The organism is Pseudomonas sp. GM25 (assembly GCF_000282255.1).
In the GTDB taxonomy this organism is placed as follows: domain Bacteria; phylum Pseudomonadota; class Gammaproteobacteria; order Pseudomonadales; family Pseudomonadaceae; genus Aquipseudomonas; species Aquipseudomonas aphyarum.
Genome location: NZ_AKJQ01000049.1, coordinates 79,831 through 95,658 on the forward strand (window position 1 = coordinate 79,831; position 15,828 = coordinate 95,658).

General features: G+C 60.7%; 11 protein-coding genes. 2 read left to right on the top strand and 9 right to left on the bottom strand.

All coding sequences use genetic code 11. The features are described 5' to 3' along the window. Positions 1-38 precede the first annotated feature (38 nt). The 9 genes from PMI24_RS20585 to yaaA form a co-directional block, all read right to left on the bottom strand. A complete protein-coding gene (locus PMI24_RS20585) occupies positions 39-1,163 on the bottom strand; it encodes a mannuronate-specific alginate lyase (protein ID WP_007957306.1) in 1,125 nt (374 codons plus the stop codon). 8 nt (positions 1,164-1,171) lie between these two features. Then, positions 1,172-2,623 (bottom strand): alginate O-acetyltransferase, encoded by a 1,452-nt coding sequence (locus PMI24_RS20590; protein WP_007957307.1) that lies wholly within the window; start codon positions 2,621-2,623, stop codon positions 1,172-1,174. Positions 2,624-2,633: 10 nt separating this feature from the next. Then, a complete protein-coding gene (algG, locus tag PMI24_RS20595) occupies positions 2,634-4,205 on the bottom strand; it encodes a mannuronan 5-epimerase AlgG (protein WP_045121834.1) in 1,572 nt (523 codons plus the stop codon). Positions 4,206-4,231: 26 nt separating this feature from the next. Next, positions 4,232-5,719, bottom strand: coding sequence for an alginate export family protein (locus PMI24_RS20600; protein ID WP_007957309.1), 1,488 nt, complete (start codon positions 5,717-5,719; stop codon positions 4,232-4,234). Beyond that, positions 5,716-7,122 (bottom strand): alginate biosynthesis TPR repeat lipoprotein AlgK, encoded by a 1,407-nt coding sequence (algK, locus tag PMI24_RS20605; RefSeq protein ID WP_052026242.1) that lies wholly within the window; start codon positions 7,120-7,122, stop codon positions 5,716-5,718. Before algK ends, PMI24_RS20600 begins: the two co-directional genes overlap by 4 nt. Before the next feature lie 9 nt (positions 7,123-7,131). Continuing rightward, the gene (locus PMI24_RS20610) at positions 7,132-8,301 is read right to left on the bottom strand and encodes an alginate biosynthesis protein Alg44 (protein ID WP_007957311.1); all 1,170 of its coding nucleotides are present in this window, start codon (positions 8,299-8,301) and stop codon (positions 7,132-7,134) included. Positions 8,302-8,337: 36 nt separating this feature from the next. Continuing rightward, positions 8,338-9,819, bottom strand: coding sequence for a mannuronan synthase (gene alg8, locus PMI24_RS20615; protein ID WP_007957312.1), 1,482 nt, complete (start codon positions 9,817-9,819; stop codon positions 8,338-8,340). An 82-nt stretch (positions 9,820-9,901) separates the two neighbouring features. Further along, complete coding sequence (locus PMI24_RS20620) at positions 9,902-11,218, bottom strand: nucleotide sugar dehydrogenase (protein WP_007957313.1); 1,317 nt, start codon at positions 11,216-11,218, stop codon at positions 9,902-9,904. Between the two features lie 811 nt (positions 11,219-12,029). Further along, positions 12,030-12,809 carry a peroxide stress protein YaaA gene (gene yaaA / locus PMI24_RS20625; protein WP_007957314.1) on the bottom strand — a complete coding sequence of 260 codons (780 nt, stop codon included), beginning with the start codon at positions 12,807-12,809 and terminating at the stop codon, positions 12,030-12,032. Positions 12,810-12,947: 138 nt separating this feature from the next. Between yaaA and PMI24_RS20630 the strand changes: the two genes are divergently transcribed. Further along, positions 12,948-14,072, top strand: a complete 1,125-nt coding sequence (locus PMI24_RS20630; protein ID WP_007957317.1) for a polysaccharide deacetylase family protein — start codon at positions 12,948-12,950, stop codon at positions 14,070-14,072. Positions 14,073-14,421: 349 nt separating this feature from the next. Then, entirely contained in the window at positions 14,422-15,816 is a 1,395-nt protein-coding gene (locus PMI24_RS20635) for a PhoH family protein (RefSeq protein ID WP_007957320.1), read from the top strand. Positions 15,817-15,828: the final 12 nt, after the last annotated feature.

The following is a 15,828-nucleotide window of genomic DNA, read 5'->3' on the forward strand; positions in this document are numbered from 1 at the left end:
ATTCCCACGCAGAGCGTGGGAACGATCAGCGGTCAGTGTCAGGAACCCTTGTTGCCCTTTTCATGGGACGGGTCGTAGACCTTGGTCAGGTCGCCACCCAGTCGAAAGGTCTTGAACGGCTGCATCCCGTGCTTCTTCTCGATCACATCCGGCGAACAGGTGTAGAGCGTGCAGAACGGCTCAAGCCAGGCGAATTTCATGTCCTCTTTCAGATCGGTCATGTCCTGCTCTTTGCCGTTCTTTTTCTCGAAGTCCTCGGGATCTTTCACCCCGGCCAGCACCCGGTCACCCAGACGTTTCAGCGCGCCGTTGTTTTCCTGACGCAGATCCACACCGTTGACCTGGGCAAAACTGGCGATCATCGCCAGTGGCGGCAGGGCGTAGTTGTGATAGGCGAGGGCGCGTTGCTGGCGCTTGAGTTCGTTCGGCAGGTAACCGTCGGCATCGACCTGATTGACCCCGACCTTGTATTCCTTGACCGCCCAATCGAACAGGTCGCGGCGGTTGGTGGCGACCGATGTCGCCATCACCGACCACGCGGCCCAGTACGAGTGATTGTTGGTTTTTTCCAGCGGCAGGTTGTCCCAGTCGCTGACCACCTGATCGGCCATCTTGCTGAACCAGGCCTCGATCAACTGAGCTTCCTGCTGGTGCTGGGCCAGCGGATGGGAGTCGGAGAACTTCAGGCGAATGTACGAAGAGGCCATGCTGCCCAGCGCCCATTTGCGCATCGACTTGCCGGTGTGGTTGAAGTCTTTCGACATCAATGCGTCCGCCCGAGCCCAAGTAGCCAGCCAGTTCAGCGTGCAATCGAGCTGTTCCGGACGACCGTCGCGCATGAACTGCATTACTCGCTTGGCGGTGCCGCGTTCCAGAGTGGTGATGTCTTTGGTGGTGTCGCGAAAGGCTTTTTCCGACTGCACGTTCAGCGTCGCGCGGGCCTTGTCCGAGCCTTCGTATTTGCTGCGAAATTGCAGCGGCCCGGTGTAGGGCGCCGGCATCGCGTCGCAGCCTTCGCTCTTGTCACCGGTCTTGAATTTATCCACAGGCGCAAAGTAGCCCTGAGGAGGACGCAGCGGCGCGGCGGCCTGCGCGGTGCCGGCGAAGATCGCCAGCCCGAGCAGCGTCGGCGCCAAAAGAGTTTTCAGTTTCGGATTTCGCATAGCAGACCTCATTGCCCGACCTGAGCGGTTTGTGGCCCAGCGCCCGGGAATACGTTGCGTTTGCAGATTTTCGCTTCGACTTTCTGTGGCGCGGTGCCCGCTTCCGGGCCCTGGACTTCGACTGCCAGCAGGTTTTGCGAGGCCCAGTCTTCGTCCGTGCGCAACTCAAAGGCGAAACGACCGTCGGTGTCGGAGGTTTCCGGTTTCTCGATCTTGATGTCCTCGTGGCGACCGTTCATGTACCAGAGGGTGGCTTGCAGGGTTTTCACCGAGGTATCGGCGAAGCGGATGTCGACCTGATGGCTGCTGTTCTGCAGGTTCAGGTTCTTGCTGTTGACCAGCAGTTCTTGTTTGCTGCCCGGCTTGAGCGTGGTGCTCGCGGACATCTGCGCGTCTTTGCCTTCGCACCCGTTGTCGAGCAGGGACATCATCTGGCGATAGATGGTTTCCTGGTCGAGGCGGTACAGCGGCGAGAATTCCCAGATGAGAATTTTCGGCGGCGTCTTCTGGAATTCGTCGCTGCCCAGGTACTGCAACATCGAACCTTCAAGACCGCCGCCGGGGAAGGCGACGTTGAGAATGTCGGCGCCGATGGCTTCTTCAAGGAAGCCGGCGAAGTTGTAGTTCTTGCCGCTGTGCGACGTACCCACGAGGGTGATTTGCGGATTGCCGGAATCGCCGAACAGGTCGCCGTCACCGGCTTCGCCTTTCGGCTCGGTGGTGAACTGGTCCATGTACTGGATCGCGTAACTGGTGCCGCACAGTTGCCCGGCCATGTTGTGCAGGGTGCCGGTCTTGCCCATGCGTCCGGAGCGTTTGGTTTCGAACTCACGCTTGGGAATGTCGGCGAAGGCCGGGATCTGCTTGACCTTTTCGGCGACGATTTTCGCCGTGCGCTGCGCACCGTATGGCGTCCAGTGCTGGTCACCGCGAAAGTAGAAATCGTGGGCGGGCAGGGTGTCCGGCAGCGATTCGTTGGTCAGCGGCGACAGGTCCGGCACCACGTAACCCATCTTCGCGAAACGGCCGAGCATGGTCTTGTAGTTGCCCAGCGCTTTCTCGTAATCGAACGCGGCTTTTTCTGCCGGGTTGAGCTTGTTGCGGTTTACCAGACCACGGGTCGGCTGGTAGACGATCACCAGTTCGACGCCTTTGGCCTTGAACGCATCGTGCAGCTGTTGCAGGCGTTTGTAGCCGGCCGGGGTGGTGTTGAACTCGGTGCGCAAGTCTTCCTGAGTCCGGAACAACCAGTCGCCCTGCGCCTGCACCAGCGTGGTGAAGTTCTGCTGGTAGCGAGTGGTGTAGTTCTTCGCGTCGTGGGCGGCCGGGCACAGGCTGCAGCACGGTTCAGCAGTGAACTGCGGCGCTTTCACTTCGTCCGCGCGGGCGCCGTTGCTGGCCGCCAGAATGCCCACGGTCAGGGCCGACAGGCTGAGTAATTTGATCAGGTGTGGGTGCATAAAATTGTCCTCAGTCCCGCAGTTCGGTCTGGCGTTCGACAGGGTCGATCAGCACGGCTTTCTGCTGGCGCACCAGCAGGTCGAGAATTTCATCCTGGCGCTCGCCGAGGATGCCGTTGAAGCTGATGCCGCTGGATTTGGTCGGCGCCAGCATCGACACGCGATACAGCTCGACACTCAGGGGCGAATCGATCGACAGCGGGCCGCTGCCGTTGGCCGCCAGTTCACCGCCGACCACGATCAGCGAGACCTGGGCGTCGAATGGGTCGAGCTTGATGTCACGGTCGGTGTCGGTCAGGTCCTTGATGTGCCCGTAGACGCCGGTCAGGCCGTTGGCCATGGCGACGTTTTCGTAGAGGCGGATGTTCACGCTGTTACGAATGCGGATGCCGTGGCGCTTGTTGCTGATGACCTTGTTGCCCCACAGCAGGTTGTCGGCGGACTCGTAGAGGGTGATGCCGTCGGTGTGGTTCTTGTAGATCTCGTTGTAGGCAATGATGTTGTTGACGCTGTTACGGTCGATCACCAGCCCCGAGAGGTGGTTGTCGTAGCTTTTGTTGTTGAAGATGAAGCTGTCGTTGACCTCACGGGAAATGATGATCCCGTGCTTCTTCTTCGTGCCGTACACCGTGTTCTCGGCAATGATCAGACCGTGGGAACGGTCGTGCGGGTCGATGCCGTAGACGATGTTGTCCTTGTAGGTGTTGCCCTTGACCACGAAGTCGCGGGTCTCGTAGCAGTAGAAGCCGTACCACATGTCCGAGAACTCGGAGCCGACGATCCAGCCGGTCGGCTCGGGACGCTTGAGCACCTTGGCCATGTTCGGCGTGTACTGGGAAATACTCACGCCGTAGGACTTACTGTTGGCGTAGCCGAAGCTGGCCATCTTGCTGTTGACGATGTAAGTCTCGGTGCCGCCCCAGGCCAGCAGGAACGGGCGGAATTCCTTCGGCGAGCGGAAGGTTGCCGGGCCGTTTTCCTTCTCGCGCCAGCCGGTGACCTTGGTGTCACGCACGAACAACTGGCCGTCGTTGACCAGGAACGAACCGGCCTCTTGGGACAGGCGCAACTCCTGGGTCTGGCTGTCGATTTCGAGGATGCCTTTGCGGCCGACCACGATCGGCAGCTTGGCCAGATACACGCCCGGCGAGGTTTCGCTGAAGTACTGCTTGGGCAGTTTCTGCGCCAGCTCTTTCAGGTTCATGTAGCCGTCGTCGACGAAGATCGCCTGCGGGATGCCGTGCTGACGCACCACCCATTCGGCCATCTTGTTGTCGCCACCGATGAAGTCTTTCAGGGCGTCTTCCTGCATCATCCGGCGCACGCTGATCTTGCCCGGTTTGCTGCGCACGATTTTCGCGGCGGCGGCTTCGGCGGTGTAGCCGGAGAGGTCGGGTAATTTCGGCTTGGCCAGTTCCAGCGCTTCGGTCGGCGCGCTGCTGACGGTGTAGGTCTTGGCCTGTTGCAGCTCCTTCGCGGTGGTCACAGGCTTGGCTGGTTCCACGTTAGCGAAGGCGCCAGCCGAGGCCAGCAGCATCGCGCCGGCCAGCAGGCTGAGTGAGCCTTTGCGGGCACTGTTCATGTCGGGCACTCCCTTGGCGGTCAGCATCAGAAGCGCCAGATCACGTCGATGAACGCGCGGTGCATGTACGAATCGACCTGGCTGCCATAGGCATCACCCGGTTTGAACACGCCGCCACGGAAACGCACCAGCGCCGAAGGCTCGTCGATCGACTGGCTCAGCGCCGCCGGCAGCAAGCCTTGCTTGAAGTACTTGGTGACCACCAGATCCATTTCCTGGCCCAGATCCTTGTTGCCGTCCTGCAGTGGCAGCGAGGTGCTGGAGAGGATCGCGCCGGTGACGTCGTCGGTGTTGTTTTCCACGGCGTTGATGCCGTTGCTGCCCACCGGCTTGTTGCCGTCCACACGCCAGAACTTGTGGTAGATCAGGCTGGCGTCGTACTGGTCGTTGAGCATCCACGAACCGAACAGGGTGGCGGTCTGCATGTTGTTCATTTCGCCACGGAAGGCCTCGCCGAAACGGTGTACGCGGGAGCGAGTACCGGTGTAGTTCGAGCGGTTGCTTTCCAGGCCGTTCTGTTCGTAATCGGCGCTGGCGCGGGCGTACGCCGCACCGACCTGCCATTGCGGATCGAGGCGCAGACGCACGCCGATGTCGGTGGCCCAGCCGTCGACGTTGTCGCTGCGCTTGGCCTGTGCCGGGCGGGTGCCGTCGGCGTTAAGGGCGTTGACCGTATCGCGGTCGCCGCTCATGCCGGTGATGCTGCCCCAGTAATTTACGGTGTTGGTGTTGCGCCAGTTGTAGGCGTCGCTGTCGGCGGTCAGGCCGAGCCAACTGATGTCGCCGTTTTCTTTCTTGTCCAGCGAGTCGCCGGCCACGCCCGGCTCCGGATAGTCGAGCTTGCCGTCGTCATGGGTGTGGTGGCCGCGAATGCCGACCCAGTTGCCCGGCGTCCACTGATACGCAGCATCGGCGTAGGCGTGCAGGCGATCCTTGTCTTTTGGCGCCAGCTCCTTGAGGTCGGTGCGGTATTCGCTGAAGCGTTCGGCGACACCGGCGTTGGCCCGCAGCAGAGTGGTGTCGAAGGTCCAGTTCAGCGCTTCGATGTTGGTGTCGCGCCACTGGCCGTCGTCGTTGCGCAGGCGCTGGCGACCGAACTTGAGGATCTCGCCGGGGTAGGGCGTCAGGCCGCTGTAGCCGACCCAGAACTCGCGCATCGCCAGGTAGTTTTTCTTGGTCTTGCGGTCGCCGTTGTCGGTGGTCTGGGTGCCGTCGCTGTCGGACTGCTGCAGGGTGTCGGTCTCGATGATGTCGGTCGAGGTCACGGCCTGTCCCATGGCGTAGGCGCTCCACGCGCCGCTTTCGCCGTAGACCCACGGACGCAGGTCGAGGCCGACGCCGTTGACGTCGCCGCCGCTGGCGGTGCCGAGGTCGCGGTCGTCTTCGGACTGGCCGGTGATTTTCACTTCGAGGCCGAAGTTCTTCGATTCAGTCATCGCGGCCAGGGTCGGGCAAGACCAGATCAGCGCGAACGTGAGACCAATGCCGGCCTTCACAAAGGGATTCAATTTCATAATTTTTCCTCGCCGTCTTCTTCTTGCAGGGCGTGCAGTTGCAGCGTGTTCTGGCTCAGGGCGCCACGGGTCGCCTGTTCCTGTTGCAGCAGGCGCTGGGCTTCGGCCAGGCGCTCGGGCGGCAGTTGCGCGGCGAGGGTGGTCGCCAGCTCATCGGCTTGCGGAGTGTTTTGGGCTTTTGCCAACTGGCTGAACACGTAGGCGTTGAGCGGGTCGGGCTTGGTGCCCTTGCCTTGGGAAAACAGCTGGGCGATGGCGAAGTCGGCGCTGTTCTGGCCGTTGCGCGCAGCGGTCAGCAGATGGTCGAGGGCCTTCTGCGGATAGACCTTGCCCAGGTAGCCACGGCGGTAGATCTGGCCGAGGTAGTAGTCGGCGGCGACTTCGCGGCCGACGGCTTTCTGGAAATGTTCCTCGGCAACTTTCGCGTCGGCCGGGACCAGTTTGCCTTCGTAGTAGAGCTTGCCCAGCAACAGTTCGGCGCGCGACTGGTCGGCGGCGCGGCCGTTGTCCAGGTACTTCATCATCTGGTCGGTGTCGCCCAGTTCCGGGAAGTCATACAGCAGTTGTGCGAGGGTGACCCACGACGCCGGGTAGCCCGGAGCGATCGGCTCGAGCAGCGACTGCGCGGTTTTTTCGTCGGTCTTGCCCAGGGTCGAATCGGCCAGCACACGGGCCACCGAATCCACCCGCTGAGCGCTGACGGTGCCGCGGCTGTAACCGGCCTGCAGCTGCTTGATCAGCTCGGCCTGTTGCTCCGGCGCGCCACGTTTCTGATAGACCGTGGCCAGCTCGACGTAGCAGATGTCGGTGGTGTTGATCGCGGCCTTGCAGATCTTTTCCACGTCATCCAGATGCTGGTCATAAGTGCCCTGGGTGCGATACAGCAGCACCTGGGCGAGACCGGCTTCCGGGTAACCGGATTTGCGCCACTGATCGATCTGCTGTTGAGCGTTGATGTTCGGGAAGCTGTGCGGGAATTGCAGGTACAGCATCGCGAGCGGGATCAGCGTGTTGCCTTCGCCACTGGCGGCGGCTTTCTTCAGCAGGCTTTCGGCTTCCTGATGCTCGGCCTCGGTGGAGCCGGGCTTGGCCACCAGCAAGCGACCGAGTCGGGCCTGGGCGCGCGGCGAAACACTGGCGGCGGCGCGGTAGGTGGCTTCGGCCTGTTTCATCTGTTCCGGGTCGCGGCTGTCGACCTGGATATCGGCAAGGCCCACCTGGGCTTCGCTGTAACCCAGGTCGGCCAGCGCACGGTAGTTCTGCGCGGCGGTCGCGGTGTCACCGCGCTTGAGCGCTTCGTTGGCCAGACGCTGGTCGGGCAGGCCGGCGCAACCGGCCAGGGCGATTGCCATGGCCAGCGTCAGCGGGACCGGCAGGATTCTGATAGGGCTCGTCACGGGCATGTCCTCGACTTAAAGACCGGCAGCCATGGCTTTGTCGATCAGCCAGTTGAGGTTCGGACCACGGTCGCTGTTCACTTCCACCGGGCGGCCGGCGAAGCGGCTGTCCAGCGGCTCGTCAGGCTGGATCTGCACACGGATGTCGGAGGACAGGTCAGCGCTTTTCAGGCTGGTGCTGCTGACGATCTTGCCGGTGCGGGTCTTGTCTTCGCCGGCGATCTGGAAGCTCACCGGGGTGCCCGGACGCACGTCGCCGAACTGGCGATAGGAGAAGCGTGCATCGACGGTGGCCTGGGTGTTGCGCGGTACCAGCGAGAAGATCACGTCGCCCTTGCTCGCGTATTGACCGTCGGCCACCAGTTGCTGGGCTACGGTACAATCGCAAGGCGAGGTCAGGGTGCCGGTCATCTGCTTGCCGAACAGTTCTTCAACCTTGGCCGGGGACAGTTGATCTTCTTCCAGATGGCCCTTGAGTACGTCGAGCATGCTGGTGCTGAACGTCGCCAGCGGTGCACCTTTGGCGGCAACGCCGTCGGACTTCACCAGGCTCTGCACGGTGCCGTCGCGCGGCATGGTGATGTTCATGCCCGGCACGCTGACCAGACCGGCCTGTGCATGGCTGACGAAGTACATGCTGTACACCGATTTGAAAATGAACCCCGCCGCCACCAGGCCGACCGCGAACACACCGGCGCTGAAGGTCACGGCTTTCAGGCGACCGAACGGGGTCATGCCGTGGCCGCCGTCCTTGACCTTGCGCGCCTTGGTGAAGTTGTCGCGCTGCAGGGTCGCCAGCACTTCGCCGATGCTGACGATGTCGCCGGCCAGGTGCGAAGTGATCAGGTGGCGCAGGGTCGAAATGTCCTGCGGTTCGAGGTTCTGGAACTGGCAACCGGCACGACCGGTCTGGCGGTCGAAGGAGCGCACCTGCAGCTCCACGTCCATGGCCAGGCCGAGGTTGTCGATGACGAATTGCAGACGCGCCTTGTACACCTCGCCGACGGTCAGCGGCAGTTGACCGGCATTGAACGCCAGGCCACCGGCAGACAGGTCGATGACCCGCGCCTCGACGGGCGTCCGGTCAGGGCCGAAGAACCGCAGCTTGGCCGGGATTTTGACCCGGGCGTGCTGGCGCTGGGCTTCGGATTCATGCACTACGTTGACGTTGACGGCGGTATTCATAGGGGCGATTTCCTTGTTAATTCAAGAGGGGGCGGGTCAGACCATCATCAGCAGCACGGCGACGAAAATGCTGCCGGCGGAGAAGGTCATGGTCCGAGACGACCAGGTGTTGAACCAACGTTGAAAGCTGGCGAGATCACGGGTCAGGGAAGTGGGTTGTCGGGTCCAGGATTGTTGGTCGAGGCGGAAGAACACGTAGATCTTCACCAGCGCGCCGACGATCTGGTTGTAATAGAGAATCGCAGGGTAGGCCGGTCCGATCCGGTGGCCCGAGCACGACAGCAGCAGCGTCAGAATCAGCCGGGTGATGCCGATCCACAGCAGGTAAACCAGGATGAACGCGGTGCCGTACTTGAAGCTGGCGATGATTGCCACGGTCAGGCCGAGCAAGGATGTCCACATCGAAACGCGCTGGTCGAACAGCACCACCGAGGTGAAGGCGCCGAGGCGTTTCACGCCCAGGCCCAGAGCCCGGGAGTTCTGCCGCAGGTTGTTGCCGTACCAGCGGAACATCAGTTTGCGGCTGGCCTTGATGAAGCTCTTTTCCGGCGGGTGTTCAACGGTGTTGATCGCCGCGTCCGGCACGTAGAAGGTGTCGTAGCCCAGGCGCATCAGGCTGAACCAGCTCGATTTGTCGTCGCCGGTCAGGAACTTGAAACGGCCCAGACGCCAGTGTTGCAGCGAGTCGCTTTCGACGTCGGCGATGAATTCCGGGTTGGTGACCACGGTGGCGCGGAACACCGACATGCGCCCGGTCATGGTCAGCACGCGCTTGGACAGGGCCATCGAGCACATGTTGATGTGGCGCTGGGCGAAACGCAGCTTGTGCCATTCGCTCATGATGTAGCCGCCGCGCACTTCGCAGAACTCGTTGGTGGTCAGGCCGCCGACGTTGCCGAACAGCTGGAACCACGGCACGGTCTTGCGCACGGTGCCTTCGCCGAGCACGGTGTCGCCGTCGATCACGGCCACCACGGCGCGGTCGTCCGGCAGGTGACGGGAGATCGCGCGGAAACCAAACGCCAGGCCATCGCGCTTGCCGGTGCCGGGGATGCGCACGAAGTCGAGCTTCACGCGTTCTGGCGGATTCATCCGCGCCCACAGCGCCTTGACCAGCAGCTCATCGGACATTTCGACGATGGAGCAGACCACGGTGGTCGGCAGTTCGCAGTCGATGGCTTCGCGGATCACCGAGCTGTAGACCTGCGCAGTGGTCAACGCGTCGATGCGAAAACTGGTGACCATCAGAAACACATGCGACGGATCCGCCGCTTTACCCAGCTTGCGAACCTTGCGGCGCAGGTGCGGGTAGACGATGTAGAGGAAAATCATGCCGCGCACAAAGTGTGTGGCACCCATCGAGTAGCGCCAGATACCCACGGCGCCAATCAGGAAAATGAAGTCCTTCGACTCGGAGTCGAACGTGGACGTGGGCAGCATCAGGGCCAGGCCCATCAGCAGGCTCAGAAACAAAAGCCAGCCGGCGGATTGCAGAAAAAAATGTTTGAGCTTGGACATGACCGTCATCCGAAGGTGATGGGGGCTTCAAGCCGCCGCCGATTCACGGCGTGCGGCTTGAAACTCGGGGCTTGCTGCTGCGTTACCAGCAGATGCCTTCGGTGCGGGTGCCGGCATCGGTGGCCTTGGCCATGAAGCCGACCAGGTCGATGACCTGCTTGCCGTGCGGGGCCTGCTGGGCCAGCGCGCGGAACTTCTCGTCGCGGTTGCCGAGGATGATCACGTCGGAGTTGTCGATCACCGAATCGAAGTCCGCGTTGAGCAGGGACGACACGTGCGGGATCTTCGACTCGATGTAGTCCTTGTTCGCGCCGTGGACACGGGCGTACTGGACGTTGCTGTCGTAGATGCTCAGGTCGTAACCCTTGCCGATCAGCATCTCGGCCAGTTCCACCAGCGGGCTTTCGCGCAGGTCGTCGGTGCCGGCCTTGAAGCTCAGGCCGAGCAGGGCGACTTTGCGTTTGTCGTGGCTTTCAACGATGTCGAAGGCGTTTTGCACTTGCGATTCGTTGCTGCGCATCAGCGAGTTGAGCAGCGGCGCTTCGACGTCCAGGGAGCCGGCGCGGTAGGTCAGGGCGCGCACGTCTTTCGGCAGGCACGAGCCGCCGAAGGCGAAGCCAGGGCGCATGTAGTACTGGGACAGGTTGAGGGTCTTGTCCTGGCAGACCACGTCCATCACTTCGCGGCCATCGACGCCCACCGCTTTGGCGATGTTGCCGATCTCGTTGGCGAAGGTCACTTTGGTGGCGTGCCAGACGTTGCAGGTGTACTTGATCATCTCGGCGACAGCGATGTCCTTGCGGATGATCGGTGCGTCGAGTTCTTCGTACAGCGATTGCAGAACGTCGCCCGAAGCTTTGTCGAACTCGCCGATGACGGTCATCGGTGGCAGGTCGTAGTCGGCGATCGCGGTGGATTCACGCAGGAACTCAGGGTTCACGGCGACACCGAAATCAACGCCGGCTTTCTTGCCGGAGCAGTCTTCGAGGATCGGGATGACAACGTTTGCCACGGTGCCCGGCAGAACGGTGCTGCGCACGACAATGGTGTGACGGGTGGTTTTTTCACGCAGGACAAAACCGATCTCGCGGCACACCGCTTCGATGTAGTTCAGTTCCAGGTCGCCGTTCTTCTTGCTCGGCGTGCCGACGCAGATCATCGACAGGTCGGTGTCGCGAATCGCCTCGGCGAAGTTGGTCGTGCCGCGCAGACGACCGGTCTGGATACCTTGTGCCAGCAACTCGCCCAGGCCCGGTTCGACAATGGGAGATTTGCCAGCGTTGATCATGTCGATCTTGTCTTTGGCAACATCGACGCCAACCACGTCATGGCCCCGTGCAGACAGGCAACCGGCACATACTGCACCGACGTAACCCAAACCAAATATGCTGATGCGCATCGCAATTACCTCTGTATATATCAGGCCATTAGAAGGCCGGAGTTAATGGTGTTCAGCGGTCTTAGTGCACTCGAAAGTGTGACTTGCAGGCGTCACAATGCCGTGTGCAGGCATACTTAAGTTCCGAGTGTCTAAATAAGTGCACTCAAGATGTGCGCAACCAGGCCTTGTTGTTATGACGTGCCCTGTTATGCAGCTGATCCTCTTGTCAGAGGGCTCTTGTGCAATCGTATTGCGCGCTCGATGTCAGGCGAGAGGCCTGTAGATCGGGCGGTTGGGTGCTCTGGCGAGCACGTTTATAAGGGCGCGGCCTTGGCCTTGTAGGGGATATTAATGGTGCGTATCTCCTGTCCTTCGCTAGTTGTCCAGAGTTGTTAGCCATTGGGGCAAGTTGCTGTGACAACTTGGTTACATGGGTTTGTTCTCTGCGTAAGTTATCTCGTACAAACTCGGCGAGAATCGTTACCGGTGGTATGAGCTATGCATTTGGACATAGTTCCTGTCCGCTCATCGCGAAATCTGAAATTTTTTGAAATATTGAGAAAGATGGCACTGCTTTCATATTGATAGCACTTTCGATTTCGCCCTTTATTGACAGGGAGATAATCGCCTTAGATGGTTTTGTGCCACTACCGTGAAAAAATTTAGGTGCCACTACTGAAAAAAATGACAACTGTCGAGTGAAACTAAAGATAGAAAAGAGGGTGATGTTTTTATGGCGCCAATAAATCGGCGTAAACGGGCGGGGGATTTTTGACGTCGTGCGAGCTGCACGACTCTCTCTATAAAGAGTCGTGCAGAAGTGCATGCTTTATTCCGGTGCGTGGTCGCGCAGGAACACCAGATTGTCCGGTTTCGATTGTTCGGCGCTGTAGCGATAACCCTGTACATCGAACTGCTTGAGGGCTGCCGGATCGTTGATGCGTTCCTGGATCACGAAGCGGCTCATCAGGCCCCGGGCTTTCTTGGCGTAGAAGCTGATGATCTTGTACTGGCCGTTCTTCAGGTCCTTGAACTCGGTATTGATGATGCGCGCGTTCAGGGCCGTGCGTTTGACCGCCGAGAAGTATTCGTTGGACGCCAGGTTCAACAGCACGTCGTCGCCCTGGTCGGCCAGCGCTTCGTTCAGCCATTCGCTGATGCGCGTGCCCCAGAAGGCGTACAAGTCCTTGCCTCGGGCGTTGGCCAGTTTGGTGCCCATTTCCAGGCGATACGGCTGCATCAGGTCGAGCGGACGCAGCAGGCCGTAGAGGCCGGAGAGCATGCGCAGGTGCTGTTGCGCGTAGTCGAAATCGGCTTCGCTGAAGCTCTGGGCGTCGAGTCCGGTGTAGACGTCGCCCTTGAAGGCCAGCAGCGCCTGTTTGGCGTTTTCCGGCGTGAACGCCGGTGTCCAGCTGCCGAAACGCGCGGCGTTGAGGCCGCCGATCTTGTCGGACACATGCATCAGTTCGCTGATCTGCGCCGGGCTCAGCTCGCGCAGTTGCTGGATCAGTTCCTGGGAGTGGTCGAGGTATTGCGGCTGGGTGAAGCGCTGGGTCGCCGGCGGTGTTTCGTAGTCGAGGGTCTTGGCGGGGGAAATCACCATCAGCATGAAGTCGTCTCCTTTAATCGTGGGGGCGATTCTAGGGGGTTGGGGCGGATGACTCCAGCTATCGCGTCCATAGGTGATCGGCGGTTTGCCAGCCGGATCGGCTATAGTGCGGCGCGGGTTTTGTTATGGAGACACCCTTTGCGCATTGTTCTTTTTTTCACCGCGTGGCTGTTGAGCGTCGGTGCCGTTGCGGCGCCGGGCGATATCGCGACGCTGGATCGCAGCACCTGGCCGGAAAAACTCGACAATCCGACCCTGTTCGACGTCGCCTCGCGGGCGGAAATCCTGATGTTCGCCCGCGGCCTGCTCGGCACCGAAGCGCTGGACGAAGCGGCGCTGGCCCAGCGTCTGGGGCTGCGCACGGTCAATCTGGACGCGATCAACAGCCTGCGCGAGCGCCTGTGGCAGCGGCTGCTGGCCAACTACAACTTTGCCCAGCAAAGCTGCGATCAGGACGCCTCGTTCTGCTTCCTCGTCGAGGACCTGCCGACCCTGCGCGAGCAGGCCGCCAAGTTCGTGGTCAGCGACGAAAGCTATTACACCAAGTGGGCCGAACCGAGCCGGATCTTCCACCTGCAATACCTCGATGAGCTGATGCGCAAGGCGGCGCTGTCACCCCAGACCAGCAGCGAACTCGATCATTTCGGAGACTACGAGCGCAACGGCGACGACATGCACGATCGCTTGTTTCTACTGAGTTTCGACAGCGCTGCCAACCTGCAACCGGACAACACCGACTGGCTCGCCGAGTACCTGCGCAAGTCGAACCTGAGCGGCACCTTCTTCATGTTGGGCAAGGATGTTCAGGTGCGGCTGGCCGACCGTTCCGTCAGCAGCCTGCAAGCGGCGTTTTCGCAGCAGTGCGTCGGCGTGCAGGGCTGGGAGTTCCGCTCTCACAGCCATTGGCAGGACTGGCAGGATTCGGTGCGGCGCAGTGCCGATCTGGTCAAGAACAAACTGCCGGAGAACTATGTGCCGCTGTTCCGTCCACCGGAAGGGCAGCGTCGCAGCGATGCCCGGGGTTTCTTCAACAGTCAGGGCCTGCAAGTGGCGCTGTGGGACATCGATGCCCAGGACGGCGCCGGCAAGCTCAAGGGCGCTCCAAGCGCGCAGCGGGTGCTGACCCTGATGCTGCTGTGGCGGCACGGGGTGATCAATTTCAACATGAAGCAGGATGCGGTGAAGACCGCGTTGCCGTGGCTGATCACGCAAACCGCGCAAAGCGGCATCGGCTGGGAAGACTGTCAGGACGCGTTTCGCTGAAAAACGGCAAGAGCCCGGAAACATTGGGCTTGCGGTGAATTTTTTGCAGAATTCGATGCGGGCGGACTTCCGACTCTAACGGGGGCAGGGCAGTCCGCCAAGGGCTTTTCGTCACTTTGCAAAATAAACTTCAAAAAAGCGTCAAAGTGCTTTTTTCTGTCACGGGTTTTGGAGTATTACGAAGTCAGACCGCCGAAACCTGCAACACAGGTGGCGTCTTCCAAGACCCATTTTGTGTGCGGTTCACCTGCTATCCCGACAAAAGCTGTGCAGGTGGATTCGGCAGTCACTTCGAGGCGCAGCACCGCCGAGGTATTGCGTCGAATGGCTCCCACAAAGGTGACCGAGTATGGATGATCACGGACGTAGCCCTTCCTCCAACCAGCCAATCCTTTATGTACTCGATACCAACGTACTGATTCACGATCCGAACGCCCTGCTGAATTTCGAAGAACACCACGTCGCGATCCCGATGACCGTGCTTGAAGAGCTGGACAAGCTCAAGAGCGGGCATCACAGCGTGGCCGCCGAATGCCGTCAGGCTATCCGGCTGATCGACAAGACCCTGGGCGATGCTTCACCCGATGACGTCGAACAGGGCGTGCCGATCCAGCGCGGCAAGGGCGGCCCGAAGGGCTTGCTGTCGATTCTGATGAGCAAGCAGGCCGAATCGAACCTGATTCTGCCCGAGCATCTGAACGACAACAAAATCATCAACCAGCTGATCGATCTGCACACCCGCGACCCGAAAAAACCGGTTGTGCTCGTTACCAAAGACATCAACATGCGCCTCAAGGCGCGCGCCTGCGGGATCGACGCCGAGGACTACAGCACCGACCAACTGGTCGACGACGTGTCCCTGCTGCCCAACGGGTACCACAACATGACCGGCTCCTTCTGGGACCGCGTGAGCAAGGTCGAAACCCGTCAGGACCACGGCCGCACCTGGCATCAGGTGCAATTGATCGACAACCTGCCTGCCGTGCACATCAACGAGTTCATCATCGATGAGCAGGGCTTCGTCGGCTGGATCAAGGAGATCGAAGAGGACAAGCTGCTGATCCTCGATCTGCATCAGGAACCGCTGCTGCACCAGGAAGCCTGGGGCCTCAAGCCACGGGACATCTATCAGAGCCTGGCGCTGTACGCGCTGCTGGATCCGGATATTCACCTGGTCAACCTGTCCGGCGCCGCCGGTTCGGGTAAAACCATTCTGGCGCTGGCCGCTGCGATCGAGCAGACCATGGTCAGCAAGCGTTATCGCCGCATCATTGCCACCCGCAGCGTGCAGGGCCTGGACCAGGAAATCGGCTTCCTGCCCGGTACCGAGGCGGAAAAAATGGAGCCTTGGCTCGGCGCCATCACCGACAACCTCGAAGCCTTGCACATGGATGACGAAAACACCCATGGCAGCGTCGACTACATCCTCAGCAAAGTGCCGTTGCAGTTCAAATCGCTCAACTACATTCGCGGTCGCAGCTTCCAGCAGAGCCTGATCCTGATCGACGAATGCCAGAACCTCACGCCGCACCAGATGAAAACCATCATCACCCGGGCCGGCGCCGGTTCCAAAGTGGTGTGCCTGGGCAACCTGGCACAGATCGACACCCCTTACCTGTCCGCGACCAGTTCCGGGCTGACTTACCTGACCGAACGCTTCAAGGATTTCCCCAACGGTGTGCACATCACCCTGCAAGGGGTGCCTCGCTCGATCCTGGCCGAATACGCCGAATCGCATCTGTAACCGTCAAACCGA

Excerpts from the sequence above, each read along its gene's own strand:
- alg8 (WP_007957312.1), bottom strand. The coding sequence starts at position 9,819 with ATGTCCAAGCTCAAACATTTTTTTCTGCAATCCGCCGGCTGGCTTTTG.
- algK (WP_052026242.1), bottom strand. The coding sequence starts at position 7,122 with ATGCCCGTGACGAGCCCTATCAGAATCCTGCCGGTCCCGCTGACGCTG.
- algG (WP_045121834.1), bottom strand. The coding sequence starts at position 4,205 with ATGAACAGTGCCCGCAAAGGCTCACTCAGCCTGCTGGCCGGCGCGATG.
- PMI24_RS20620 (WP_007957313.1), bottom strand. The coding sequence starts at position 11,218 with ATGCGCATCAGCATATTTGGTTTGGGTTACGTCGGTGCAGTATGTGCC.
- PMI24_RS20585 (WP_007957306.1), bottom strand. The coding sequence starts at position 1,163 with ATGCGAAATCCGAAACTGAAAACTCTTTTGGCGCCGACGCTGCTCGGG.
- yaaA (WP_007957314.1), bottom strand. The coding sequence starts at position 12,809 with ATGCTGATGGTGATTTCCCCCGCCAAGACCCTCGACTACGAAACACCG.
- PMI24_RS20590 (WP_007957307.1), bottom strand. The coding sequence starts at position 2,623 with ATGCACCCACACCTGATCAAATTACTCAGCCTGTCGGCCCTGACCGTG.
- PMI24_RS20635 (WP_007957320.1), top strand. The coding sequence starts at position 14,422 with ATGGATGATCACGGACGTAGCCCTTCCTCCAACCAGCCAATCCTTTAT.
- PMI24_RS20610 (WP_007957311.1), bottom strand. The coding sequence starts at position 8,301 with ATGAATACCGCCGTCAACGTCAACGTAGTGCATGAATCCGAAGCCCAG.
- PMI24_RS20600 (WP_007957309.1), bottom strand. The coding sequence starts at position 5,719 with ATGAAATTGAATCCCTTTGTGAAGGCCGGCATTGGTCTCACGTTCGCG.